This is a genomic window from Pseudooceanicola atlanticus (genome assembly GCF_000768315.1).
GTDB classification, from domain to species: domain Bacteria; phylum Pseudomonadota; class Alphaproteobacteria; order Rhodobacterales; family Rhodobacteraceae; genus Pseudooceanicola; species Pseudooceanicola atlanticus.
In genome coordinates, this window is record NZ_AQQX01000011.1 from 58917 (window position 1) to 82126 (window position 23210).

Consider the following 23210-nt stretch of genomic DNA (forward strand, 5'->3'; position numbering starts at 1 on the left):
CGCCGGGGAAGGATCAATTCGCAGGCGGTTCGACAGGCGGCACGGCCTTGAGGTAGGCGGCGATGGCGGCAAGGTCGTCGTCGGTCAGGTTGGACATGTTCTGCACCACCTCGGCCATCTCGCCACCGGCGCTGTCAAACTCGGGCGTGAAGCCGGATTTCAGGTAGGCGGCGATGTCGACCTCGGACCAGTCCAGCCCGCCGGGCGTGATGTTGGGCACGCTGCCACGGCCATCGGGCGAGGGGGCGCCGCCCAGCCAGCGGTCGGTGTCGAGCCCACCAAGCGCGTTGCGCGGCGTGTGGCATTCGGCGCAATGGCCAAGCGCCTCGACCAGGTAACGGCCACGTTCGACCTGTTCGGTCGGGGCCTCGGCCAGAGCCCAATCCTCGCGGAAGAAAAGCAGTTTCCAGCCGCCCAGAACGCGCCGGATGGAGAAGGGGAAGCTCACGTCATGCGGCGTGTTCGGCGTATCGGAGGCCGGCAGCGTCTGCATGAATTCATGAAGGTCCGCAATGTCTTGCGGGTCGGCCTTGGTGTAGGAGGTAAAGGGGAAGGCGGGGTAGTAATGCTGTGCGCCGGGCGACACGCCGCGCATCATCGCATTGGCCAGGTCATATTGGCTCCACCCGCCGATCCCTGCGTCGGAGGGGCTGATATTGGGGGCGTAGAAGGTGCCGAATTCGGTGGCGAAAGGGCGACCGCCGGCCAGCACCAGCCGCTCTTCGCCCTCGGCCTCGGCGGCGGAATGGCACGAGGCGCAGCCGCCGGCCCAGAAGACCTGTTCGCCGCGGGTCGCATCGCCCGTCAGATCGGCCATCGTTTCCTCGGGCAGGGTGCGCGGGATCGTGACGAGGTAGAAGCAGGCGAGCCCGAAGAAGAAGAGAAGGGCCACGAATCTGAGAAATGTATACATGGCCCTGTCTCCTGTCTGGTGCCGTTTAGGTGCCGATCATCGGTCCGGTGTTTGGTCTGCGGACCGGATCAATCCGACGCGCGGTAGGCCTTGTGGCACCCGCCGCAGGCACCGCCAAGCGCGCCCATGGCACCCTGGAGTGAGGCCAGGTCGGTGCCGGCGGCCGCTTCCATCGCGACGGCGGCCTCTGTCATTGCGGTGGCGGCTTCGCCGACGCCCGCCATGTCTTCCCACAGTGCCGGTAGTGCCTTGGTGCCTTCAAGGGATTCCATGTCGGAGCCAGCGGGCCAGAACGCCATCTGGTTCATCGAGGACAGTTTCACGAGGTTGCCCGCCGCGGCCTCTGCCGCCTCTGCGTTGTAGTCGATCGTGCCGCGCGCCATGGCGCCCAGCGTGCCGAGGTTGAAGGCATAGAGCTTCATCGTGGACTGACGGGCGGTGACGGCCTTCATCAGGTCCTCTTCGCTCATGTGGCTTTCGGCGAATGCCGAGCCTGCCATTGTGAGGCCGGCCATCACCAGGCCTGCTAGGTACTTGTTCATGTCAAAACTCCCTGAAAGGACAATCACGTGGCCACGTTAACGCAGGGGAATATGTCATGCTTTGACTAATTCGTGATGACACGGTTTGGTGCGCGGACGCTGGCCGGTTCCAGCCATTCGGGAAAGCCGAAGATGCGCTCCGCGGCAATGATGACCGCGCAGATGGCGATCACCACCAGCACCAGTTTCACACGTTTGGCCGAGGGCGGATTGCGCGCCCACCTGGCCATGCGGAGAAACCAGATCGGGTTCATTCGGTGAAGCGGACCTTGCCGATATAAGGCAGGTTGCGATTGCATTGCGCGTAGTCGATGCCATAGCCGACGACGAACTCGTCGGGGATCTCGAACCCGGTCCAGTCGGCCTTGAAATCGACCTCCCGCCGGGAGGGTTTGTCGAGCAGGGCAATGGTGCGCAGCTTGGCCGGGTTGCGGGCCTTGAGCATGTGAATCACGTGGTGCAGCGTGTAGCCGGTATCGACGATATCCTCGACCACCAGCACGTTGCGGCCCTCGATCTCGCCGCGGAGGTCCTTGAGGATCCGGACCTCGCGACTCGATTCCATGGAATTGCCGTAGGACGAGGCCTCGATGAAGTCGACTTCGACCTCGCGGTCGCGCAATTCGCGGACAAGGTCGGCGATGAAGACGAAGGACCCGCGCAGCAGGCCCACGACAACAAGCCGTTCGCCTTCGGGGAATTCCTGCTTGATCTCTTCTGTCAGCGCCTCGATCCGGGCGGCGATCTTCTTGGCAGAGATCATCTGGTCGATGACATATGGACGCGTGGTCATGATCCATCCTTGAACTTGCGGGCTCACCATACGACATGGGGGGCCTAAGTAAACGCGACGTTTGAGAAAAGATGCCCCGCCATTCCGAGACCCGCCACCTGCCATATACCGCACAGCAGATGTACGATCTGGTCGCCGATGTGGGATCCTATCCGCAATTCCTGCCGTGGTGTGCCGCGGCGCGGGTGCGGTCCCGCGATGACCAGGGCGATCACGAGGTGATGCTGGCGGACCTCGTGATCTCGTTCAAGGTGTTCCGCGAACGGTTCGGGTCGCGCGTGGTGCTGTGGCCCGAGGACATGAAGATTGACACCGAATACCTGGACGGTCCGTTCCGCTACATGAAGTCCAACTGGGCCTTCGCCGATGCAGAGGGCGGGTGCGAGGTGTCCTTCTTCGTCGATTTCGAATTCAAGAACGCGGTGCTCCAGGGCATTATCGGCGTTGTTTTCAACGAGGCGATGCAGCGGATCGTGCGGGCTTTCGAGGACCGGGCGAAGGTGCTCTACGGGGCTCCGTGACGTTAACACTTCGGTAAGATGTGTTAACATTTCTGCAATAGCGACATTGCGAAAGTATCATTGATCATGGCGGTAGGGCCTTGGCCCGACCACATTTGAACCGCATTTCCGGGTCACCTTCCTTCCTCGGTAGAAACGTCAAACCTGGAGAACACCATGCTCAATCTGCTGGGCAATGTTCTCACTCCCAATGGTCAGGTGACCACTGGGAGTGGGAGCGGTAGCCAAGGGGCGAATAATGACCCCGCGCCGACCGAAGAAGTCGTAGAAATCGTCGAACCCGTCACCGAAGCGGCCGAAGAGCCGATCGTGACGACCGAAAACCCGGATTACGCGCCGACCTCGTCGACGCCGAATTCCTACTGGAACTCGTCCGAGGATGAAGACGTGATGAGCGGTGTTTCCGCTCAGCTGGACACCCGCGAAAGCGACGAGGTCGTCGCGGTGGACTTTGCCCGCCGCGCCGCGATCGCGGCACAGGAAAAGGCGGCTTCGGCGGCTCTGCTGGGCGAGATCTCGGACGATCCGTTCACGCCCCTGGGCGCAGGCAAGGAGGGCGCGAACGCGGCCTATGCCAACCAGAACTCGGAACCCCAGCGACTGGGCGATCCGATGAACGTGTCGGCCTGAGGCCGGGACGGGCCATGGGTCCCTGACCCGGGCCCCTGAAGACGGGCTTTCGGGCGCGGACGAGGCAGGCTAGGATCGCCTTCGGTTTTCCGGAGGAGGATCCCATGACCATCGCCCGCGCCCTGGCCGACTTTGCCGCCACGCCCGATCCGGGCTGTCCCGACGAGGTTCGGGCGATCCTGCGGCTGTCCATGCTGGACTGGCTGGCCTGCGGCCTGGCCGGACGCGACGAACCTGTCGCACGCATCACCCGTGACATGGCTGTTTCCGAAGGCGGCGCGCCCCAGGCGGCGAGCTTTGGCGGGCCGCGCATGCCTGCGCGGGCGGCGGCGCTGGTCAATGGCGCGACCTCTCATGCGCTGGATTACGACGACACCCATTTCGCCCATATCGGGCATCCCTCGGTCGCGGTGTTTCCGGCCGCGCTGGCCGCGGCCGAACTGGTCGGCGCGTCGGGCGAGGACTTGCAGCAGGCGGCGTTGATCGGGATCGAGGCCTCGATCCGTGTGGGGGTCTGGCTGGGGCGCGATCACTACCAGGTCGGGTTCCATCAGACGGGAACCGCCGGGACCTTCGGTGCCGCCTTGGCGGCGGGTCGGTTGCTGGGGCTGGACGGCGATGCGCTGCACATGGTGCTGGGCCTGGCCGGAACCCGTGCCGCGGGGCTGAAAAGCCAGTTCGGCACCATGGGCAAACCCTACAATGCCGGGATCGCGGCTGCGACGGGCGTGGAGGCCGCGCTGCTGGTCGCCCGCGGGTTCGAGGCCGCACCGACTGGGCTGGACGGCGCGCAGGGCTTTGGCGAGACGCATCACGGCATTGGCGATCCGGCTGGACTGATCGGTCTGGGCGACAGTTGGTACCTGAGCGGGATCAGCCACAAATTCCATGCCTGCTGTCACGGCCTGCATGCCTCGCTTGAGGCGATGGCCGAGATGCTGCCGTTGAACTCTGCGGAGGTGTCGCAGATCGCGGTGACCACCCATCCGCGCTGGATGTCGGTCTGCAACCAGCCCGCGCCGGAGACGGGGCTGGGGGCGAAATTTTCCTACACCACGGTGCTGCCGATGGCGCTGTTGGGGATCGATACCGCGCAGCTGGACAGCTACACCGCCGATACCTGCGCGCGGCCCGATTTGCAGGCGCTACGGGCGCGGGTCTCGGTGACAGCGGATGACGGGCTGAGCGAGATGCAGGCGCGCCTGAAACTGAGCCTGACGGACGGGGCAGAGCGCGAGGTGTTCCACGACCTCGATGCGCCACTAGGGCTGGACGTGAAGACCGACAAGATCCGTGCCAAGGCCGTATCACTGCTGGGCAACCGCGCCGCAGATGCGGAGGCGCTGGTGACCGATGCGGCAGAGCCCGCGGTGATCGGAGCGTTTATCGGCGGCTAACTGGGCATTCCGATTAGTATTTCGACCCAAGGCGTTAGCTTGGCCGGTTCAGATTACGCCTGAAGCGGCGTAACGGATCGTGAAGGATCACAGCTCGCCCTTGGCACCGGCCAGCAGCAGGCCCAGGGCATGGGCGCAGGACGCCGCGCGGACGTTTTCGCGGCCCAGGGCGCCGAACTCCACCGTCTCGTGAAAAACCGGCTGATCGCGGCGCGCGAGGGCGAAACAGACGCGCCCTTCGGGCTTGGTCTCCGACCCGCCGGGACCGGCGATGCCGGTGATCGCGACGGCCAGATCGGCACCGGATGTCTCCAACGCGCCCGAGGCCATTTCCTGCGCGGTTTCCTCGGACACGGCGCCATGGGTTTTCAGGGTGTCGGTGGTCACGCCCAGCAGGCCCTGTTTCAGCCCGTTGGAATAGCTGACCACGCCGCCCAGGACGACCTTGGACGAACCGGCGATATCGGTCAGCGCGGCGCAGACCATGCCGCCAGTGCAGCTTTCTGCGGTGACAAGGGTCAGTCCGGCCTCTTCGCAGGCATGCAGGACGGCATCGGGCGTGGCGGTGATGGGCATGTCGGGTCCTCCTCCGGACGCCCCTTTGGGATCGCGTGGGGCGTCACATCAGGAAGACATGATAGAGCGCGCCCGAGATCGCGACAACCAGCGCGGCCAGCGCCCCGGCGATCACATCGTCCAGCATCACGCCCAGCGGGTCGTCGCGCCGGTCCGCCCAGCCCACGGGACCGGGTTTCAGGATGTCGAACAGGCGGAAGGCCAGGAAGCCCACGACCCAGCCGGGCCAGAGCGCGGTGATCGGCACGCCCGCGAACATCGCACCGTAGGAGACGGGGAATAGCGCCACCCATTGGCCCGCGACCTCGTCGATCACGATCTCGGACGGGTCATGGTTGTCGCGGCCCGCGGTCATGGCCCGCGTCGCCCACCAGCCGGCGAAGAAGACGACGAGCGTGGCCAGCACGACGAGGGGGAAGCTGCCGATCTGGTGCACGGCCCAGAGCAGCGGAAGCGCCGCCAGGCTGCCCCAGGTGCCGGAAGCGGGGCGCAGATGGCCGACACCGGCGACGGTTCCGATCAGCTCTGCCGCTTTCATGCCGACACCAGAGTCGCGGTGGCGATGGCCGCGATCCCTTCTTTCCGGCCGGTGAAGCCCAGCCGCTCCGACGTGGTGGCCTTGACCGAGATGCGCGAGACCTCGATCCCCGTGATGCGGGCCAGTTCGGCCTGCATTGCACCGGCATGGGGTCCGATCTTGGGCGCCTCGCAGATCAGGGTGCAGTCGATATTGGACACGGCAAATCCTTTCCGGGTGGCAAGCTGGACCGCATGGTCCAGGAAGATGTGGCTTTCGGCGCCTTTCCATTGTGGGTCGGACGGCGGGAAGTGACGGCCGATATCGCCTTCGGCCAGCGCACCGTAGATCGCGTCGGTGATGGCGTGCATCCCGACATCGGCATCGGAATGGCCCAGCAGGGCCCGGTCATGCGGCACCTTGATCCCGCAGAGGATCACGTGATCGCCATCGCAGAAGGCGTGCACGTCGTAGCCATTGCCAAGGCGTATATCCATGGTCGAAGGGTCCTTGCTGGCGCCGGATTGCGCCCGCGCGCGAAGGATCCGGGCGGCGCGGTCGAAATCGGCGGGATGGGTGATCTTGATATTGTCCTCGTCCCCTTCGGTCAGAGTGACGGGCAGCGCGGCGGAGCGGGCAACCTCGACATCGTCGGCGGCCTCGCCCTCGAACCCGTCATGGGCGGCGGCGATCGGGCCGATTTCGAATCCCTGCGGCGTCTGCGCGCGGAACAGGCCGCCGCGGTCGCGCGTGCCGGTGATCGTCTCCCCGTCGCTGGTCCAGAGCGCGTCGCTGACAGGCAGGCCGGGGGCCGCGGCGATGGCGCCATCGGCCAGGGCGCTCGTGACGCCGGCGATCACCGCGGGCGTGACGCAGGGCCGGGCGATGTCGTGGATCAGGACATGGGTCGCGCCGAGCTCCCACGCCTTGGTCAGCCCGCATTTGACTGACAGGCTGCGGATCGCGCCGCCAAGGACGCGATGCACGCTGTCGGGCAGGGGGATGTCAATGTCGTCGGGATGCAGGACCACGACGACGGGACCGGTTTCGGCAAAGGCGGCGAGCGTCCAGTCGGCGACACGCCGTCCGGCCAGGTCGCGCCATTGTTTCGGCAGTCCTCCGCCAGCGCGGGTGCCGCGGCCGGCTGCGACGAGGATTGTCACGAATTTCAGGGCAGACTCTTCCATGGCGATTGAATAGGGGCTATGGGCGCCCCCGTCCATCCGAACCCGCGCTGCCATTTGTGATTAAAATTCGGGCAATCGCGCAGTTCTGAGGCGTAAACTGCTTTTGATAACGTTGAGCTTCCCCCGAACTCGGGCTAACCAGAGGCTATTGCACAAGGATTAGGCATGTCCCTTCCGGATGACCCACAGATGACCCGGCCATATGTGGCCCTGGCCCCCATGGCCGGCATCACCGACCTGCCGATGCGCGACCTCGTCGTGGGGTTCGGCGTGGACCTGGTGGTGAGCGAGATGGTCGCGAGCGGTGAGCTGCTGACCAACCGTCCCGGCACGCGGGAACGGGCGGAGCTGGGCCTGGAACGGGCGGCGACCTCTGTACAACTGGCCGGGCGAGAGCCTGCCAAGATGGCAGAGGCGGCGCGGCAGATCGAAGGCTCGGGCGCGTGGGTGATCGACATCAACATGGGCTGCCCGGCCAAGAAGGTGACCGGCGGGCTGTCGGGTTCGGCGCTGATGCGCGACCCGGACCTGGCGCTGCGGATCATCGAGGCGGTGGCCGATGCGGTCGATGTGCCGGTGACGGTGAAGATGCGTCTGGGCTGGGACGACGAGAGCCTGAACGCCGCCGACCTGGCGCGACTGGCCGAAGGCGCGGGCGTTCGGATGCTGGTCGTGCATGGCCGGACCCGGTGCCAGTTCTACAAGGGCCGGGCCAACTGGCATGCGATCCGCGACGTTGTCGAGGCGGTGGAGATCCCGGTCCTGGCCAATGGCGATATCGTCGACGGGGCGAGTGCGCGGGCGGCGCTGGACGCGTCCGGCGCGGCGGGCGTGATGATCGGGCGTGGTATCCAGGGACGGCCCTGGGCCGCGGCGGATATCTGTCGCGACCTGGGTGGAGAGGCGGCTGTGCCTGCCCCCGAAGGCGACGCGCTGATCCAAGTGGTTTCAGGACATTACGAGGCAATGCTGAGCTTTTACGGCAAGGATCTGGGGCTGCGCGTCGCGCGCAAGCAGCTGGGTTGGTACATGGATCAGGCAGGCACGGAGACCGGGCTGCGCGGGCGCGTCCTGCGGGCGCTGGACCCGGCCGAGGTGCTGGCGCTGTTGCCCGATGCACTGCGCCCTGCGCAAGGTCAGAGGGCGGCCGCATGATCGAAGACGACGCGGTCTGGAACTCGCTGCCGGTGCCGGCGCTGGTCCTCGATCCCGAGGACAACATCATCGCGATCAACGCCGCGGCGGAGGGGTTCCTGAACACCTCGTCCAAGTCGATCAACGGCGTGAAGGTCTGGGAAAAGGTGATGATCGACAGCCCGCTGGAAGATGCGTTCCAACGGGCGCGGGCCACGTCCTCTCCGCTGTTCGTCAATGATGTGGATGTGGGTACCGGTGACCGCGCGCCGCTGCATTGCAACCTGCAGATCGCACCGCTTAGCGGGCAGGAGGGGCATATGCTGTTCCTCATCTCGCCGCGCGAACTGGCAGGTCGGCTGACCCAGGACCACACGGTCAAGTCGGCGGCGAAATCGGCCATCGGCATGGCCGAGATGCTGGCGCACGAGATCAAGAACCCGCTGGCCGGGATCACCGGGGCGGCACAGCTGCTGTCGATGAACCTGAGCGCCGAGGACCGCGAGCTGACCGACCTGATCGTCGCCGAAAGCCGGCGCATCGTGAAGCTGCTGGAACAGGTCGAGCAATTCGGCAACCTGACCATGCCCGACCTGCGTCCGGTGAACATCCATGACGTGCTGGATCGCGCACGCCGGTCCGCGCTGCTGGGCTTTGGCGCGCATATGAAGATCGTGGAGGATTACGATCCCTCGCTGCCGCTGGCACTGGGTGATCCCGACCAATTGCTCCAGGTGGTGCTGAATCTGCTCAAGAACGCGTCCCAGGCGGCGGACAAGAGCGGCGGAACGATCCGGCTGCACACCTATTTCGAGCATTCCTTTCGTTTGCGGCGGGCCGATGGGGGAGGCAAGCCCGTACCGCTTCAGATCGAGATCATAGACGATGGCCCGGGCCTGCCGCCCGAGATCGCCGCGGATATCTTCGATCCCTTCGTATCGGGGCGCGAGAACGGCACCGGGCTGGGCCTGGCGCTGGTGTCCAAGATCATATCGGACCATGACGGGTGGATTTCCGTCACGTCGGTGCCGGGCAAGACGGTCTTCCGCCTGTCCCTGCCGCTGGACCCGACAAAGCCCAAACCCAAGGAGAGCTGAGCATGGATGGCACGATACTTGTTGCCGATGACGACCGCACGATCCGTACGGTGCTGACACAGGCGCTGACACGGGCCGGGTGCAAGGTTCATGCCACGTCCTCCTTGACGACGCTGATGAGATGGGTGGCCGAGGGCAAGGGCGATGTCGTGATCTCGGACGTGATGATGCCCGACGGGAACGGGCTGGAGATGCTGCCCAAGATCGCCCAGGACCGGCCCGGTCTGCCGGTCATCGTGATCTCGGCGCAGAACACGATCATGACGGCGATCCAGGCCGCCGAGGCCGAGGCCTACGACTACCTGCCCAAACCATTCGACCTGCCCGACCTGATGAAACGCACCGCCCGGGCGCTGGAAGCCCGGCGGCGCACCGCGGCCCCCGCCGGCCAGGCCGAGGATAACGACCGCCCTGACGAATTGCCCCTGGTCGGGCGTACGCCGTCGATGCAGGCGCTCTACCGGTTGATCGCGCGGGTGCTGAACACCGACCTGCCGGTGCTGATCACCGGCGAAAGCGGCACGGGCAAATCGCTGATCGCCAAGGCGATCCATGATTTCAGCGACCGCCGCACGCTGCCCTTCATCACCGCCGCGGCCTCGGACCTGCAGGATATCGAGGGACCGGCGCAGGTCCTGGCCCGCGCCAAGGGCGGCACGGTGCTGTTCGACGAGGTCACCGATATACCCAGCGAGGTGCAGGCCCGGATCGTGCGCATGATGGATGGCGATGCCGACAGCCTGCCGCGCTTCATGGCCACCAGCCAGGCGGATCTGAACCGCGCCATGGAAGAGGACCGGCTGCGCCAGGACCTGTTCTACAGGCTGTCCGGTGCCAGCATCCATGCGCCCGCCTTGCGCGACCGCGTGGATGACATCCCGCTTTTGGTCGAGCATTTCTTTGCCCGCGCCGAACGCGAGGGCCAGCCGTTGCGCAGCCTGACCGATGAGGCGATGGAGATGGTGCGCTCGCATCCCTGGCCTGGCAACGTGCGGCAGCTGGAAAACGCCATCCGACGCCTTGGCCTGACCGCGCGCACCGACGAGATCACCAAGGCCGAGGTCGCCGCCGTGCTGGGCTCTCAGCCCGAAACCGAACCGGCCGCGGGCGTCGAGGATGCCGAAAAGCTGTCGGCCTCGATCGGGCGGCATCTGCGGCGCTATTTCGACCTGCACGGCAACATGCTGCCGCCGCCGGGCCTTTACGCGCGCATCCTGAAAGAGATGGAGCTGCCGCTGATCGAGATCGCCCTGGAAGCGACGGGCGGGAACCAGGCGAAATGCGCCGACCTGCTGGGGATCAACCGGAATACGTTGCGTAAGAAGATCACCGATCTGGATATTCGCGTGACACGTCGCAGAAAATTGATGTAAAACCGCAACAGAATAGTGGCCTCCCGGTGTCATTACGGGATAGGACCACAATATATGGCGGTAGCTGCAAGAATGCAGCACATTATTGAGAGGCGGCCTGTGGCATCCCGGGCACGACATTTGACATGGGCCGGTTTGTCCCGGCTCAGACGACAGCGGCGTCTTCAGAACGCGGCGACGCTGGGTCTGGTCTTGTTGGGGCCCGTCCTCGTGCTGGCCACCTTCCTGGTGCTGGGGCCGTTCGAACAGGGCGCGTCGTCCCTCAACCTCCGCCTCGTTCTGCTGGCCGATCTTGTCTACGTGCTGCTGGTTGCCGCGCTTGTCGCACAACGGGTGATCCGCATGGTGTCGGCCCGGCGGGCACGGTCGGCGGGCAGCCGGTTGCACCTGCGCCTGACCGGCGTCTTTGCCATCATGGCCCTGATCCCCACCGTTTCGGTCGCGATCTTCGCGGTCCTGACGATCAATATCGGTCTCGAGGGCTGGTTTTCGGATCGTGTGCGGCAGGTGGTCGGCACATCGCTGGCCGCTGCACGGGCCTATGAACAGGAGCATCGCGAGGACCTAGAGGAGGATGCCCGTGCACTGGCACGGTTCCTCGATGCGGCGAAACAGCGGGATTTCCTGATCACCGATGCGGTCATCCGGCAATTGCTGGCCTCGGGGCAGAACCAGATCCAGCGCGGCCTGCGCGAGGCCTACGTGATCGACGGGGCGGGCGAGATCCGGTCGCGAGGCGAACGGTCCTACCTCTTCGATTACGAAGAACCGTCCGCCGCGCAATTGGACCAGGCGGTCCAGGACGGCTATGTCCTGATCGAGGATTGGGACAACAATGAATTCCGCGCGCTTCTGCCACTCGACGCCTATGTCGACCGCTTCCTTTATGTCAGCCGGGACGTGGACGGAGAGATCCTGTCGCTGCTGGACAATACCCAGGAAACCGTGCGGCTCTACCAGCAATTGGAGAGCGAACGGGGTCGGGTCCTGTTCGAATTCGGGCTGCTCTATATCGGCTTCGCGGTCATCCTGATCCTAGCCGCCGTGTGGCTGGGCCTGTGGTTCGCCGAACGTCTGTCGCGGCCCGTGGGGCGTCTGACCGGGGCGGCGCAACGGGTCGGCTCAGGCGATCTGGATGTGCGGGTTGCCGAGGAAGAGGGCGATGACGAGATCGCCATGTTGTCACGCTATTTCAACCAGATGACCAGCCAACTTAAGGGCCAGCGCGAAGCGCTTCTGGAGAACACGAACCAGATCGAACAGCGCCGGCGCCTGTTCGATTCCGTCCTGTCCTCGGTCACGTCCGGCGTGGTCGGGCTGGATCGGGAGGGGCGCGTGACCTTCGTCAACCGCTCGGCCGAGCGGTTGCTGGACTGGCGTGAGGATCAGGAGAATGTCGCGATCTCGGTCGCGGTGCCGGAGTTCGGGCCGCTCTTCGATCAGCTGCGCGACAGTGGCGGCCAGACCCTGCAATCCGAGATCAAGGTCGTGCGGTCGGGACGCCAGGAAACCCTGCTGGTCCGCATGGCGACACGGCGCAATACCGAGGGCCGTCGCGAGGGCTACGTGGTCGCCTTCGACGATGTGACGGACCTTGTGACCGCGCAGCGAATGGCGGCCTGGGGCGACGTGGCCCGCCGCATTGCGCACGAGATCAAGAACCCGCTGACCCCGATCCAGCTGTCGGCGGAACGGATCCGGCGCAAGTTCTCGCGCTACCTGGACGAACCGACCGCCGAGGACCTGGAAGGCCTGACCGAGGTCATCGTGCGCCAGACTGGCGACCTGCGGCGCATCGTCGACGAGTTTTCGAAATTCGCGCGCATGCCCGAACCGGAAAAGCACCAGGAGGATCTGCGCGACCTGTTGCAGGGCGCCGTCCTGTTGCAGCAATCGGGCCAGCCGGATGTCGAGATCACCGCGGCTCTGCCCAAGGGGGGAATGCCCGCGGACCTGGACGCCACCATGATCGGGCAGGCGCTGACCAACCTGATCAAGAATGCGGGCGAGGCGACGGAAACGCTGCGTGACCGCGATGCGCCCGAGGGCTACCGCCCGGCGATCCACGTCACCGCCTTCACCACGCTGGAGGAAACCGCCGAGGGCACCGCGCCCTGGGCCGAGATCCACATCTCGGACAACGGTGTCGGCCTGCCCGAAGACCGTGCCCGCCTGTTCGAACCCTATGTCACGACGCGAGACAAGGGGACCGGGCTGGGCCTGCCGATCGTGAAGAAGATCATCGAAGAGCACGGCGGCACGCTGCGGCTTGACGATGCGGAGCCCTTCGAGGGCCTGACCCATTCGGGCGCCTGCGCCATCATCCGCCTGCCTTTGATTGCGGGCGCTGTCGCCAGCGGGATTCCGGACAAGAAAAAAGCGAGCGAGGGAACATGAGCGATATCCTGATCGTCGACGACGAGCGTGACATCCGGGAACTGATCTCCGACATCCTGGAGGACGAGGGCTATGCCACGCGTCTGGCCGGGAATTCCGATGAATGCATGGCGCATCTGAACACCGAGGCGCCGTCGCTGATGATCCTCGACATCTGGCTGAAGGACAGCCGGATGGACGGGATCGACATCCTGAAGACGGTCAAGCGCGACAATCCGGATATCCCGGTCGTCATCATCTCGGGCCACGGCAATATCGAGATCGCGGTCGCGGCCATCAAGCAGGGGGCCTACGACTTCATCGAGAAGCCGTTCAACATCGACCAGCTGCTGGTGGTGATCCGGCGCGCGATGGAAACCTCGCGGCTGCGGCGGGAAAACCAGCAATTGCGCCGGCGCGATACGCAATCGGCAGAGATGGTTGGCAACTCGGCCTCGTTCCGCAGCATGATGGGCCAGCTGGACAAGGTGACCAAGTCCAACGGGCGGGTCATGCTGAACGGCCCCTCCGGGTCCGGCAAGGAGGTCGCGGCGCGCTATATCCACGCGGAATCGAACCGTGCCGACGGGCCCTTTGTCTGCGTGTCCTGCGCGTCGATCGAAGCCGACCGGATGGAGGAGGTCCTGTTCGGGCGCGAAAGCGCCGATCGCGGGATCGAACCGGGCCTGCTGGAAGAGGCCCATGGCGGCGTGATCTATTTCGACGAGGTCGCGGACATGCCCATGGGCACCCAGTCCAAGATCCTGCGCGTGCTGGTGGACCAGCAATTCCTGCGCGTCGGTGGGTCGGACAAGGTGCGGGTCGATCTGCGCGTGATCTCGTCCACCTCGCGGGACCTGGAGGCCGAGATCGCGGCGGGCACCTTCCGGCAGGAGCTGTATCACCGCCTGAACGTGGTGCCGATCGACGTGCCCAGCCTGGCGGATCGTCGCGAGGACATTCCCGTCCTGGCGCAGTATTTCATCGACGCGCTGCACAAGACCCAGGGTCTGCCGATGCGCGTCCTGTCGGACGAGGCGGCGGCGCTGATGCAGACCATGGTCTGGCCGGGCAACGTGCGCCAGCTGCGCAACGTGATCGAACGGATCCTGATCCTGGGCGACGGCACCGGAGAGATCGAGGCGCGCGAGGTCCCGGCAGAGGACGAGAAACCGTCGGAGGATGGCCGCGTCGTGCTGTCCGGTGCGCTGGCAACCCTGCCGCTGCGCGAGGCGCGCGAGGCCTTTGAACGCGAATATCTGCTGACGCAGATCAATCGCTTTGGCGGCAATATCTCGAAAACCGCGCAATTCGTCGGGATGGAGCGATCGGCGCTGCATCGCAAGCTGAAATCGCTGGGCGTTGTGACCTCATCCAAGGCCGGGGCGCGTGTCGCCCGGGTCGAGGATGACGACGACGAGGCGTAAGGCGAGCGGGGCGCGCAACGCCCCGCACCGCAAGGCCTCTGATCAGGGTGTGATGATCTGGAACGCCTCGCCACCTCGGGGCACGAGGCAGCTTTGCCCGGTCAACGGGGGCAGGGTGCGCGTGATCGCGGGCGGTTGCGAATTTCGAACATTCTGATCGCAGATCGGCAGTTGAACGCGGGAATACCCTGCATCAACCATGCATTTTCGTTGCACGGCTTTGCGCAACTCTTCATTCGCGTCGGTGCTGACGATCTGCGGCGGGCCGAAGCGGGCGGGGATCGTCTGGCAATTGCCCGCGCCATCGCAGACCTGCCGTTCCGGGATGAAGGTGCCGGGCAGGACCGTGGTCACCGTGCGCACCGGCGCCTCGCGATAGGCCTGGGCGACGCAGGCATCCTGGGCAGCGGTAATCTGCGCCTGGCTGGCGCCTTCGCGATAGTAGATCTCGCGGGTGCAGGCGGGCAGCAGCGCAGCGACCAGAAGGGCGGGGCAGAGCAGGGAACGTGCAATCATCATGCCGCAGACTTGCATGGTTCTACCGGGAAGGACAATTCGTTTGACCCCCTGCGCGGCTTCTGTCATGCGATGTGTCTGACGATAAGGAAATCCCCGGGAGACAAGGGATGAAAGTTATCATCTGCGGCGCGGGGCAGGTCGGTTGGCAGATCGCGCGCCACCTGTCGGGGGAAAACAACGACGTCACCGTCGTGGACAACAACCCCGAACTGGTGCGCCGCGCGACGGAAACCCTGGACGTGCAGGGGATTGCCGGCTTTGCCTCCTATCCCGATATCCTGGACCGCGCCGGTGCGCGGGATGCGGACATGATTATCGCCGCCACCTATTCCGACGAGGTCAACATGGTGACCTGCCAGGTGGCGCATTCGGTCTTTGCCATCCCGCGCAAGATCGCCCGCCTGCGCTCGCAGAGCTATCTCGACGCGATCTATTCCGATCTCTACCGCCGCGACCACATGCCGATTGACGTGGTGATCAGCCCCGAACGCGAGGTGGCGGAGGCCGCATTGCAGCGCCTGTCGGCCCCGGCGGCCTTCGACACCGAGATTTTCCTCGACGGCAAGGCGCAGATCCTCGGGATCACCATCGACGACGATTGCCCGGTGGTGAACACGCCGCTGCGGCAGCTGACCGACCTCTTCTCGACCCTACGGACCATCGTGGTCGGCATCCGGCGGGAAGGGCGGCTGTTTGCCCCCGATCCCAATGACCAGCTGTTCCCGGGCGATGCCTGCTATGTCTGTGTCGTGGACGAGGACGTGCCCCGCACGCTGGAAGTGTTCGGCAAGACCGTGCGCACCCAGGAACGCGTGGTGATCGTCGGGGGCGGCAATGTCGGCCTCGCCGTTGCGCGGCGCCTCGAGAAGAAGGGCCGCGGCATTCGCGCCAAGGTGATCGAGAAGAACCGCAAGATCGCCGAACATGCCGCCGACGAACTGGAGCGGACCATCGTGCTGAATGGCGACGGTCTGGACAAGGCATTGCTGGGCGAGGCGGGGATACACCGCGCCGATGCGATCCTCTGTGTCACCGATGACGACAAGACCAACATCCTGGCGGCCGTGCGCGCCAAGGCGATCGGCTGTCCCATGGCCATCGCGCTGATCAACGACCCGACGCTGGTGCCGCTGATGTCGCACCTTGGCATCGACGCGCATATCAACCCGCGCCAGACCACCGTGTCCTCGATCCTGCGCCATATCCGCCATGGACGGGTGCGCGGCGTCTATTCCATCGGCGATGCCGAGGCCGAGGTGATCGAGGCCGAGGTGCTTTCGACCTCGCCGATTGCGGGCCGCACCGTGCGCGACATCGAATTCCCCGAAGGCGTGCTGATCGGCGCGATCCAGCAGAACGGCAAGGTCATCAAGCCGCAGGGCCACACCAAGATCGAGGCGGGCGACGTCATCCTGATCTTCGCGCTTGCCGATGACGTGCCAGAGGTGGAACGGCTGCTCCAGGTCTCCATCGACTATTTCTGAACCGATGCGCCTGCGCTTTTCAGAACAACCCCTGTTCCTTGTCCTCGTGGCGGTCGCCGCGGCCTCCATGCTGGTGCCCGCTATCTTCGCGCTGGCGATCGAGGAATTCCACACCGCGCGGAGTTTCTTCTACGCAGGGCTCATGGGCCTGTTCGCCACGCTGCTGATCGCGCTGGCCCGGGGCAAGCGCAGCCTGACCGGGCGAAACAACGACCTGATCGGCCTTTTGTCACTGCTGGGGACCTACGTGCTGATCCCGGCCTATCTCGCCGTGCCGTTCCAGGAGGCGCTGCGCTCGACCTCTTTCCTGAACTCTTACGTGGAGATGGTGTCGGCCCTGACCACGACGGGCGCCACGATCTTCGACATGCCCGGCCGCCTGAACCCGGCGCTGGAGCTGTGGCGCGCGCAGGTCGGCTGGATGGGCGGTCTTTTGATCTGGGTGGCGGCGGCGGCCGTTTTGGCGCCCTTGAACCTGGGCGGGTTCGAAGTGACATTCGCCGCGGCGCCCGGCCAGTCCGATGCCGGGATCACCCGGTTCCAGCGCGCCGACCTGTTGCGCCGCGTGGTGCGGAACACGATGCAGCTGGCCCCGGTCTACACCTTCCTGACGGGCGTGCTGTGGATCCTGTTGCTGGTCAACGGAGAAACCACGCTGACCGCACTGTGCCACGCGATGTCGACGATGGCGACCAGCGGGATATCCCCGGTCGGCGGCCTGCCCAATGCCCAAAGCGGGATTGCGGGGGAAATGGTGATTTTCCTGTTCCTGATCTTCGCGCTCAGCCGGGTCAGCTTCACATCCGACACCGCCGTGTCGCGGTTTGCCCTGCATCAGGACCCGGAATTGCGTCTGGCCCTGATGATCGTCGTCGGTGTGCCGCTTCTGCTGTTCCTGCGCCACTGGATCGCCGCGTTCGAGGTCGATGCCGGCGAGAACCTGATGCTGGGGCTTCGGGCGCTCTGGGGCGCGCTCTTCACCGTTTTGTCCTTCCTGACGACCAATGGCTTCGAAAGCGCGGACTGGAACGCCGCGCAGGTCTGGTCCGGGCTGAACACACCGGGCATGGTTCTGATGGGGCTGGCGATCATGGGCGGCGGGGTCGCCACCACCGCGGGCGGGGTCAAGCTGATGCGGGTTTTCGCGCTTTACCTCAACGGGTTGCGCGAGATGCAGAAACTGGTCCATCCGAACTCTGTTTCGGGGCTGGGTGTGATTGCGCGGCGGATCGGGCGCGAGGGCGCCTACCACGCCTGGATTTTCTTCATGCTCTTCGCGATGACGCTGGCCCTGCTGATGGCGCTGCTGACGCTGTTCGGGCAGGGCTTCGAACAGGCGACGATTCTGTCGATTGCCGCGCTGACCTCCACGGGGCCGTTGCTGGCGCTGGCTGGGGACAATCCGATCCATCTGGTGGACCTTGGCTGGCAGGCAAAACTGGTCTTTGCCGCCGGTACGGTGCTGGGCCGGTTGGAATTGCTGGCGATCATTGCATTGTTGAACGCAGATCTGTGGCGTGACTGACGCAAAATGGCGTCTCTGTTGCATAAATTGAAAAAATGGGGCTGGAAATGGCCGGTTTCCATGCCCATACTGGTTCGCGCTAGAGGGTAATGCCGCATTGCGGCACAGTGAAGACAAAGAACAAGAACAAAAGGCTAATAAATATGGCTTCCGACAGACAGAACCTTCAAGACGCATTCCTTAATCATGTGCGCAAGACCAAGGTTCCCGTCACCATTTTCTTGATCAACGGTGTAAAGCTTCAGGGCGTCATCACCTGGTTTGACAATTTCTGTGTATTGCTGCGTCGAGACGGGCAGTCTCAGCTGGTTTACAAGCATGCGATCTCCACGATCATGCCCGCCCAGCCGATCAGCCTCTATGAGGGCGAAGACAACCAGTGATCCCGCACGATAAGCCCCTCACACGGGCTTGGGTTCTGCATCCCGAGTTGAAAGGCGAAGACACCCGCCATGCGCCGGAATATGCGCTGGAGGAGGCGGTCTCGCTGGCCCATGCGCTCCCTGACCTCGAGGTGATCGGGTCGGGCATTGTGCGTCTGGCCAAGGCGATCCCGGCGACGCTGTTCGGCACCGGCAAGATCGAGGAACTCGGCGCTCTGCTGAAGGAAAACGAGGTGGAGCTTGTCCTGGTGGACGGCCCCGTATCGCCCAAGCAGCAGAGGAACCTTGAAAAGAAATGGGGCGTGAAGCTTCTGGACCGGACCGGGCTGATCCTCGAGATCTTCTCGGATCGTGCCCGCACGCGTGAAGGTGTGCTGCAGGTCGAGATGGCCGCGCTTGGCTATCAGCGGACCCGGCTGGTGCGCGCCTGGACCCACCTGGAACGCCAGCGGGGCGGATTGGGCTTCGTCGGCGGCCCCGGTGAAACCCAGATCGAGGCTGACCGCCGCGCCATCGACGAACAGCTGACCCGCCTGCGGCGACAGCTGGAACGGGTGGTCAAGACGCGCGAATTGCACCGCAAGGCGCGGGCCAAGGTGCCGTTTCCGATCGTCGCGCTGGTGGGCTACACCAACGCCGGCAAATCCACGCTGTTCAACCGGCTGACCGGGGCGGATGTTCTGGCCAAGGACATGCTGTTCGCCACGCTCGACCCGACTATGCGTCGGGTGCGGCTGCCCGATAACGGGCCAGAGGTCATCCTGTCCGACACGGTGGGCTTCATCTCGGATCTGCCGACGCAGTTGGTCGCCGCGTTCCGCGCCACTCTGGAAGAAGTGCTGGAAGCGGACCTTGTCCTGCATGTGCGCGACATCTCACATCCTGAGACAGAAGAGCAGGCGCAGGACGTGCTGGATATCCTGTCGGATCTGGGGCTGGCCGAGGGCGTGCCGGTGCTGGAGGTCTGGAACAAGGTCGACCGTCTGGGCGAAGAGGAAGGTCCCGCACTGATCGCCCGCGCCGAGCGCGAAGAGGACACCTATCCGATTTCGGCCATCACCGGATTCGGGCTGGAGAACCTGTTGCGCGCGGTTGAGCAGGGGCTGGAAACCGGCCACGTGACCGAAACGATCTCACTGCCCTTCGACGCGGGCAAATCCCGCGCCTGGCTGTTCGAACAGGGGGTCGTGCTGGAAGAGGTTCAGACCGAAACAGGCTTCGACCTGACCCTGCGCTGGACCGCCAAGCAGAAGGCGCAGTTCGCGACGCTCTGAGCGTCAGGCACTGGCCTTGGTCAGGGCATTCATCGCGTCATCCGAAAGACTTAGCGTCGCGCCTTCAATCAGCGCCTCGAATTGCGTGGCCGAGGTGGCCGAGGCGATCGGCGCGGTCACACCGGGCCGTTGCCGCATCCAGGCCAGCGCGATGGCGGCATGGCTTGCACCGGTATCTTCGGCGACAGAATCCATTGCTGCCAGAATGGCTTGGCCTTTCTCGTTCATGTAGCGCCCGATGCTGCGTTCGCCGCGCGGGCCCTTCAGATCGGCCTCTGTCCGGTACTTGCCCGTCAGGAACCCGGCCGCCAGTGCGAAATAGGGGATGACACCCAGGTTATGCGCTTGGGCGAAGTCGGCGATCGGGCCTTCGAACCGCTCGCGGGCATAGAGATTGTATTCCGGTTGGATCACGTCATAGGCGGGCAGGCTGTTCGCCTCTGCCGCCGATTGCGCGGCTGTCAGCTGCTCGGCGGTGAAATTGGACGCGCCGATGGCGCGCACCTTGCCGGCCTTGATCAGGGTGTCATAGGCGGCCAGCGTTTCCTCGTGCGGGGTGCCGTCATCGGGGAAATGCGAGAAGTAGAGGTCGATCCGGTCGGTCTGAAGGCGCTTCAATGAGTGTTCAACCTCCGTGGTGATCCAGTCTTTCGACAGCCCGCCACCGCCGAAGACCTCGGTCCCGACCTTGGTTATCAGCTGCACCTTGTCCCGCATTCCGGGACGGCTGGCGAACCATTTGCCGATGATCGTTTCGCTTTCACCGCCTTCATGGCCCTCGACCCAGCGGGAATATCCGTCCGCCGTGTCGATTGTGGTGATCCCGGTCTGGACCATCCGGTCCAGCATGTCGAAGGAGCCCGCCTCGTCCAGCGTCCAGCCAAAGACGTTGCCGCCAAAGACGACGGGGGAAATGGTCAGGCCGGAGCGGCCAAGCGCGATCGGTGTCATGTCATGTTCCTCTTCGCCACCAAGGGTAGCGCGGCAAAGGCAGCTTGGCACCCCCCGAGGAGGGCGGTGTGGCTCACTGCCGGGGTTGCAGGACGGTGATCCCTTCGTTCGCAGCGCGGGCCAGGTCCGCATCCAGCGACATGGGCACGTATTCCCCGCGCCGCCACAACTGAGCCAGGTCGTCGTAATGCTGCGACAGGGGATGGCCGGATTGTCCCGTCGACGTGACAAAGACCGAAGAATTCGGGTCGGCAAAGTCGTAAACGCCCCGATACCCCGCGCCATGCACGTTCAGGAACGGGTCGGGCAGGGTGCCCTTGGTCGCCCCGCGCAGCAGCGTGTTGGTGCCGCCGCTGGTGGATTGGCGAATGTTGACGAAATGGCGCAGCACCGGCACGTCACCCAGGATCTGGTGATCATGGGTGGCCTGGTGCGCATCGCCCCACCGCAGGCTTTCAAGCGCGTCGCCATAGGTCTCGTCGATCCAGATCAGCGCATCGTCCAGGGCCATGCGCGCAATGTCCACGCAGGTTTCCGTCGGGCCGGACTGCCGGACATCGCACCAGGCCGAGGCACCGTCGATATCGCGATAGACCCGTTCGATGAAGAGCGGCTGGACGTGGATGAATTCCTCGGCCAGCGGGCCCAGATCGTCCTGGATCAGGCGCATCTGCAAGGCGCGCAGCCAGGCGGAATAGATCAGCGGTTCCGGCAGGTGTTCGTTCATCTCTCCGTTCCAGTCGGCCAGCAGTTCCAGCGCACGCTGGCGCAGGCGTTCCGGCGTGCCCTCGGGCGCGGCTTCTCCGGTGAACCACAGATCGGCGCCGATCAGCGGCAGCAGCGACCGCGCGGTGAAGGACACGGTGTCCAGCTGCGCCTCGATGAAACTGTCGCGGGTATGGACCTGCCGGTTCTGCATCAGCCGCCGCCAGCGATGGATGCGCTGCGTGTCGCCCCAGAGGAAGGAGACATGTTCGGGAAAGGCCCGGTCGACGATCTTGTTGTTGGTATTGCCCAGGATGCCGCCCTCGGGGTCGATGAAGACCGGGTTTGAACTGTCGGGCAGGTAGCCGTTCCAGCGGTTTTCCGGCAGCCAGCCCTGTGTCGGCAGCCGTCCTTCAGATCGGTGCGCCGGATCCCGCGCCGGCATCTTGCCCAGCACCTTCATGGCAATCCGGCGCTGATCGGCCAGGGTGATGACTTGGCTGGGCGCGGTGAAGCCCTCGAGCGCGGTCAGCGCCTCGTCGATATCGCCCGCCGACATCAGCCGGATCCCGGCGGCGATGGTGTAATCCTCGTCCTCCAGCGCGGTCCAGGACACCGAAGCGACATGGCCCGGCGGGGTCACGGTCGACAGGTTGTAATCGCTGCCCGACAGGACCGGGCCGTTGACGGTTTCGCGCAGGGTGATGGTGATCGGGTCGGCATTCTTGATGCGGATGATCGACCGGCGGGTTTCGAACGGCACAAACCCCTCGGGCCCGCGATATTCCTCGCTGTTTTCGGGGTTCAGCTGTTCGATATGCACATCCTGGTCGTCCATGTAGGACGAGGTCAGCCCCCAGCCCAGCCGTTCCGACCGTCCCGTCAGCACCGACGGAATGCCGGGGATCGTGCCGCCGATCACGCCGCCCGATTGCAGCTCCAGCCGGGCAAGGTACCAGATGGCGGGCGCGGTAAAGCCCAGATGCGGGTCATTGGCCAGCAGCGTGCCACCGGCGGCCGAACGCGAGGGCGCGGCGGCGTAGCCGTTGGACGCGCCGGCCAGGGCCACGGGATTGACCGGCGACAACGGATCCTCCGAGAACCCCGCGCCCTCGGCATAGCGGGGCAGGCCGGGGAACATCGCGGCATATTCGGGCAGCGCGGCGATCCCGGCGCCGGGGGCGTCCGGCATGATGTCGCGCAGCCGCTCTGGGTCGGGCAGGGCGAGGGAGGTCCGGGCCCGCATCACCTCGTTCGCCATGTGACCCGAGAGTTGCAGCGCCATGATCTTGCCCATGGCGAGCGAATCCGCGGCCGTCCAGGGGGCGATCGGCGCGTTGAACAGGAACAGTTCCGGCGCGCCGCGCCCCAGGGCTTCGTTATTCACCTCGTCGAGGCGGGCATTCACCCCGGCGGCATAGGCATCCAGCTTGGCCCGGGTCGCGTCGTCCTGGACCTCCAGCGAGCGCCGCGCAACATTGTAGAGGTCGAGCCGACGCAGCAGTTTGTCGATATCGACGGTACGCGTGCCAAACACCTCTGACAGGCGGCCCTGCACGGTCCAGCGCATGGTCAGCATCTGCCACATCCTGTCCTGCGCATGGGCATAGCCGAGGCCGAACAGGACGTCCTCGTCCGTTTCACCGAAGATATGGGGGACATTGGCGCTGTCGCGCACTATCTCGACCGGGGCGCTCAGTCCCTCGACGCTCAGGGTCTTGTCGTAGTCGGGCAGGGACCGAGCGGCGAACCAGTAGACCAGCGACACCGCGATCACGGCCAGCACGACCAGACCGGTCGCGATCCGGAACAGCCATTGAAACACTTTGCCCAACATGCGCCCCGTCCTTTGTCCTGGCCTTGCCTTCGGCCCTTGCTTTTGATCT

General features: G+C 65.0%; 22 protein-coding genes. 12 read left to right on the forward strand and 10 right to left on the reverse strand.

Annotated elements, in window-relative coordinates; genetic code table 11:
• Positions 1–13: 13 nt before the first annotated feature.
• The 4 genes from ATO9_RS18205 to hpt form a co-directional block, all read right to left on the reverse strand.
• Entirely contained in the window at positions 14–913 is a 900-nt protein-coding gene (locus ATO9_RS18205) for a c-type cytochrome (RefSeq protein ID WP_043752772.1), read from the reverse strand.
• A gap of 68 nt (positions 914–981) precedes the next feature.
• Positions 982–1455 carry a cytochrome c gene (locus ATO9_RS18210; RefSeq protein WP_043752775.1) on the reverse strand — a complete coding sequence of 158 codons (474 nt, stop codon included), beginning with the start codon at positions 1453–1455 and terminating at the stop codon, positions 982–984.
• A gap of 65 nt (positions 1456–1520) precedes the next feature.
• Positions 1521–1709, reverse strand: coding sequence for a hypothetical protein (locus ATO9_RS18215; RefSeq protein WP_043752777.1), 189 nt, complete (start codon positions 1707–1709; stop codon positions 1521–1523).
• Positions 1706–2248 carry a hypoxanthine phosphoribosyltransferase gene (hpt, locus tag ATO9_RS18220; protein WP_043752779.1) on the reverse strand — a complete coding sequence of 181 codons (543 nt, stop codon included), beginning with the start codon at positions 2246–2248 and terminating at the stop codon, positions 1706–1708. The genes ATO9_RS18215 and hpt overlap by 4 nt, the downstream gene beginning before the upstream one ends.
• A 71-nt stretch (positions 2249–2319) precedes the next feature.
• Here hpt and ATO9_RS18225 point away from each other — a divergent pair, with 71 nt between their 5' ends.
• The 3 genes from ATO9_RS18225 to ATO9_RS18240 all read left to right on the forward strand — a co-directional run bounded on the left by ATO9_RS18225 (position 2320) and on the right by ATO9_RS18240 (position 4796).
• Positions 2320–2769, forward strand: a complete 450-nt coding sequence (locus ATO9_RS18225; protein ID WP_043752782.1) for a type II toxin-antitoxin system RatA family toxin — start codon at positions 2320–2322, stop codon at positions 2767–2769.
• 156 nt (positions 2770–2925) lie between these two features.
• Positions 2926–3399 carry a hypothetical protein gene (locus ATO9_RS23635; RefSeq protein ID WP_052418453.1) on the forward strand — a complete coding sequence of 158 codons (474 nt, stop codon included), beginning with the start codon at positions 2926–2928 and terminating at the stop codon, positions 3397–3399.
• A 104-nt stretch (positions 3400–3503) separates the two neighbouring features.
• Positions 3504–4796: an MmgE/PrpD family protein gene (locus tag ATO9_RS18240; protein WP_043752793.1), complete on the forward strand. Its 1293-nt coding sequence runs from the start codon at positions 3504–3506 to the stop codon at positions 4794–4796.
• Positions 4797–4883: 87 nt separating this feature from the next.
• Here ATO9_RS18240 and ATO9_RS18245 read toward each other — a convergent pair whose 3' ends face one another.
• The 3 genes from ATO9_RS18245 to ispF are packed head-to-tail and all read right to left on the reverse strand — an operon-like array spanning position 4884 to position 7076.
• Complete coding sequence (locus ATO9_RS18245; protein WP_043752796.1) at positions 4884–5372, reverse strand: CinA family protein; 489 nt, start codon at positions 5370–5372, stop codon at positions 4884–4886.
• Positions 5373–5415: 43 nt separating this feature from the next.
• On the reverse strand, positions 5416–5910 hold the full coding sequence (locus ATO9_RS18250; RefSeq protein ID WP_043752799.1) for a phosphatidylglycerophosphatase A family protein: 495 nt from the start codon (positions 5908–5910) through the stop codon (positions 5416–5418).
• Positions 5907–7076 (reverse strand): 2-C-methyl-D-erythritol 2,4-cyclodiphosphate synthase, encoded by a 1170-nt coding sequence (gene ispF / locus ATO9_RS18255; RefSeq protein ID WP_043752945.1) that lies wholly within the window; start codon positions 7074–7076, stop codon positions 5907–5909. The genes ATO9_RS18250 and ispF overlap by 4 nt, the downstream gene beginning before the upstream one ends.
• Before the next feature lie 165 nt (positions 7077–7241).
• On the opposite strand from ispF, the gene dusB reads away from it, so the two are divergent.
• The 5 genes from dusB (at position 7242) to ntrX (ending at position 14483) form a co-directional block, all read left to right on the forward strand.
• Entirely contained in the window at positions 7242–8231 is a 990-nt protein-coding gene (gene dusB / locus ATO9_RS18260; protein ID WP_043752802.1) for a tRNA dihydrouridine synthase DusB, read from the forward strand.
• On the forward strand, positions 8228–9307 hold the full coding sequence (locus ATO9_RS18265; RefSeq protein ID WP_043752804.1) for a two-component system sensor histidine kinase NtrB: 1080 nt from the start codon (positions 8228–8230) through the stop codon (positions 9305–9307). The genes dusB and ATO9_RS18265 overlap by 4 nt, the downstream gene beginning before the upstream one ends.
• Before the next feature lie 2 nt (positions 9308–9309).
• Positions 9310–10680: a sigma-54-dependent Fis family transcriptional regulator gene (locus ATO9_RS18270; protein ID WP_043752807.1), complete on the forward strand. Its 1371-nt coding sequence runs from the start codon at positions 9310–9312 to the stop codon at positions 10678–10680.
• Between the two features lie 72 nt (positions 10681–10752).
• Complete coding sequence (locus ATO9_RS18275; protein WP_081979656.1) at positions 10753–13077, forward strand: sensor histidine kinase NtrY-like; 2325 nt, start codon at positions 10753–10755, stop codon at positions 13075–13077.
• Complete coding sequence (gene ntrX / locus ATO9_RS18280; RefSeq protein ID WP_043752812.1) at positions 13074–14483, forward strand: nitrogen assimilation response regulator NtrX; 1410 nt, start codon at positions 13074–13076, stop codon at positions 14481–14483. Before ATO9_RS18275 ends, ntrX begins: the two co-directional genes overlap by 4 nt.
• 42 nt (positions 14484–14525) lie before the next feature.
• Here ntrX and ATO9_RS18285 read toward each other — a convergent pair whose 3' ends face one another.
• Complete coding sequence (locus ATO9_RS18285) at positions 14526–15002, reverse strand: hypothetical protein (RefSeq protein WP_156127908.1); 477 nt, start codon at positions 15000–15002, stop codon at positions 14526–14528.
• Between the two features lie 107 nt (positions 15003–15109).
• On the opposite strand from ATO9_RS18285, the gene trkA reads away from it, so the two are divergent.
• From trkA to hflX, 4 genes are all read left to right on the forward strand, one after another.
• Entirely contained in the window at positions 15110–16486 is a 1377-nt protein-coding gene (trkA, locus tag ATO9_RS18290) for a Trk system potassium transporter TrkA (RefSeq protein WP_043752814.1), read from the forward strand.
• A gap of 4 nt (positions 16487–16490) precedes the next feature.
• Positions 16491–18011, forward strand: a complete 1521-nt coding sequence (locus ATO9_RS18295; RefSeq protein WP_043752817.1) for a TrkH family potassium uptake protein — start codon at positions 16491–16493, stop codon at positions 18009–18011.
• A gap of 143 nt (positions 18012–18154) precedes the next feature.
• Positions 18155–18394, forward strand: a complete 240-nt coding sequence (gene hfq, locus ATO9_RS18300; RefSeq protein WP_043752820.1) for an RNA chaperone Hfq — start codon at positions 18155–18157, stop codon at positions 18392–18394.
• Complete coding sequence (hflX, locus tag ATO9_RS18305; RefSeq protein WP_043752950.1) at positions 18394–19668, forward strand: GTPase HflX; 1275 nt, start codon at positions 18394–18396, stop codon at positions 19666–19668. The genes hfq and hflX overlap by 1 nt, the downstream gene beginning before the upstream one ends.
• A 3-nt stretch (positions 19669–19671) precedes the next feature.
• Here hflX and ATO9_RS18310 read toward each other — a convergent pair whose 3' ends face one another.
• Both ATO9_RS18310 and ATO9_RS18315 read right to left on the reverse strand, forming a co-directional pair.
• The gene (locus tag ATO9_RS18310; RefSeq protein ID WP_043752823.1) at positions 19672–20619 is read right to left on the reverse strand and encodes an aldo/keto reductase; all 948 of its coding nucleotides are present in this window, start codon (positions 20617–20619) and stop codon (positions 19672–19674) included.
• 73 nt (positions 20620–20692) lie between these two features.
• Positions 20693–23161, reverse strand: coding sequence for a penicillin acylase family protein (locus tag ATO9_RS18315; protein WP_043752826.1), 2469 nt, complete (start codon positions 23159–23161; stop codon positions 20693–20695).
• Between the last annotated feature and the right edge of the window lie 49 nt (positions 23162–23210).

What these genes read in the sequence shown, in the direction of transcription:
- ATO9_RS18205 (WP_043752772.1), bottom strand. Translation starts at nt 913, where the DNA reads ATGTATACATTTCTCAGATTCGTGGCCCTTCTCTTCTTCTTCGGGCTC.
- ATO9_RS18210 (WP_043752775.1), bottom strand. Translation starts at nt 1,455, where the DNA reads ATGAACAAGTACCTAGCAGGCCTGGTGATGGCCGGCCTCACAATGGCA.
- ATO9_RS18215 (WP_043752777.1), bottom strand. Translation starts at nt 1,709, where the DNA reads ATGAACCCGATCTGGTTTCTCCGCATGGCCAGGTGGGCGCGCAATCCG.
- hpt (WP_043752779.1), bottom strand. Translation starts at nt 2,248, where the DNA reads ATGACCACGCGTCCATATGTCATCGACCAGATGATCTCTGCCAAGAAG.
- ATO9_RS18225 (WP_043752782.1), top strand. Translation starts at nt 2,320, where the DNA reads ATGCCCCGCCATTCCGAGACCCGCCACCTGCCATATACCGCACAGCAG.
- ATO9_RS23635 (WP_052418453.1), top strand. Translation starts at nt 2,926, where the DNA reads ATGCTCAATCTGCTGGGCAATGTTCTCACTCCCAATGGTCAGGTGACC.
- ATO9_RS18240 (WP_043752793.1), top strand. Translation starts at nt 3,504, where the DNA reads ATGACCATCGCCCGCGCCCTGGCCGACTTTGCCGCCACGCCCGATCCG.
- ATO9_RS18245 (WP_043752796.1), bottom strand. Translation starts at nt 5,372, where the DNA reads ATGCCCATCACCGCCACGCCCGATGCCGTCCTGCATGCCTGCGAAGAG.
- ATO9_RS18250 (WP_043752799.1), bottom strand. Translation starts at nt 5,910, where the DNA reads ATGAAAGCGGCAGAGCTGATCGGAACCGTCGCCGGTGTCGGCCATCTG.
- ispF (WP_043752945.1), bottom strand. Translation starts at nt 7,076, where the DNA reads ATGGAAGAGTCTGCCCTGAAATTCGTGACAATCCTCGTCGCAGCCGGC.
- dusB (WP_043752802.1), top strand. Translation starts at nt 7,242, where the DNA reads ATGTCCCTTCCGGATGACCCACAGATGACCCGGCCATATGTGGCCCTG.
- ATO9_RS18265 (WP_043752804.1), top strand. Translation starts at nt 8,228, where the DNA reads ATGATCGAAGACGACGCGGTCTGGAACTCGCTGCCGGTGCCGGCGCTG.
- ATO9_RS18270 (WP_043752807.1), top strand. Translation starts at nt 9,310, where the DNA reads ATGGATGGCACGATACTTGTTGCCGATGACGACCGCACGATCCGTACG.
- ATO9_RS18275 (WP_081979656.1), top strand. Translation starts at nt 10,753, where the DNA reads ATGCAGCACATTATTGAGAGGCGGCCTGTGGCATCCCGGGCACGACAT.
- ntrX (WP_043752812.1), top strand. Translation starts at nt 13,074, where the DNA reads ATGAGCGATATCCTGATCGTCGACGACGAGCGTGACATCCGGGAACTG.
- ATO9_RS18285 (WP_156127908.1), bottom strand. Translation starts at nt 15,002, where the DNA reads ATGATGATTGCACGTTCCCTGCTCTGCCCCGCCCTTCTGGTCGCTGCG.
- trkA (WP_043752814.1), top strand. Translation starts at nt 15,110, where the DNA reads ATGAAAGTTATCATCTGCGGCGCGGGGCAGGTCGGTTGGCAGATCGCG.
- ATO9_RS18295 (WP_043752817.1), top strand. Translation starts at nt 16,491, where the DNA reads ATGCGCCTGCGCTTTTCAGAACAACCCCTGTTCCTTGTCCTCGTGGCG.
- hfq (WP_043752820.1), top strand. Translation starts at nt 18,155, where the DNA reads ATGGCTTCCGACAGACAGAACCTTCAAGACGCATTCCTTAATCATGTG.
- ATO9_RS18310 (WP_043752823.1), bottom strand. Translation starts at nt 20,619, where the DNA reads ATGACACCGATCGCGCTTGGCCGCTCCGGCCTGACCATTTCCCCCGTC.
- ATO9_RS18315 (WP_043752826.1), bottom strand. Translation starts at nt 23,161, where the DNA reads ATGTTGGGCAAAGTGTTTCAATGGCTGTTCCGGATCGCGACCGGTCTG.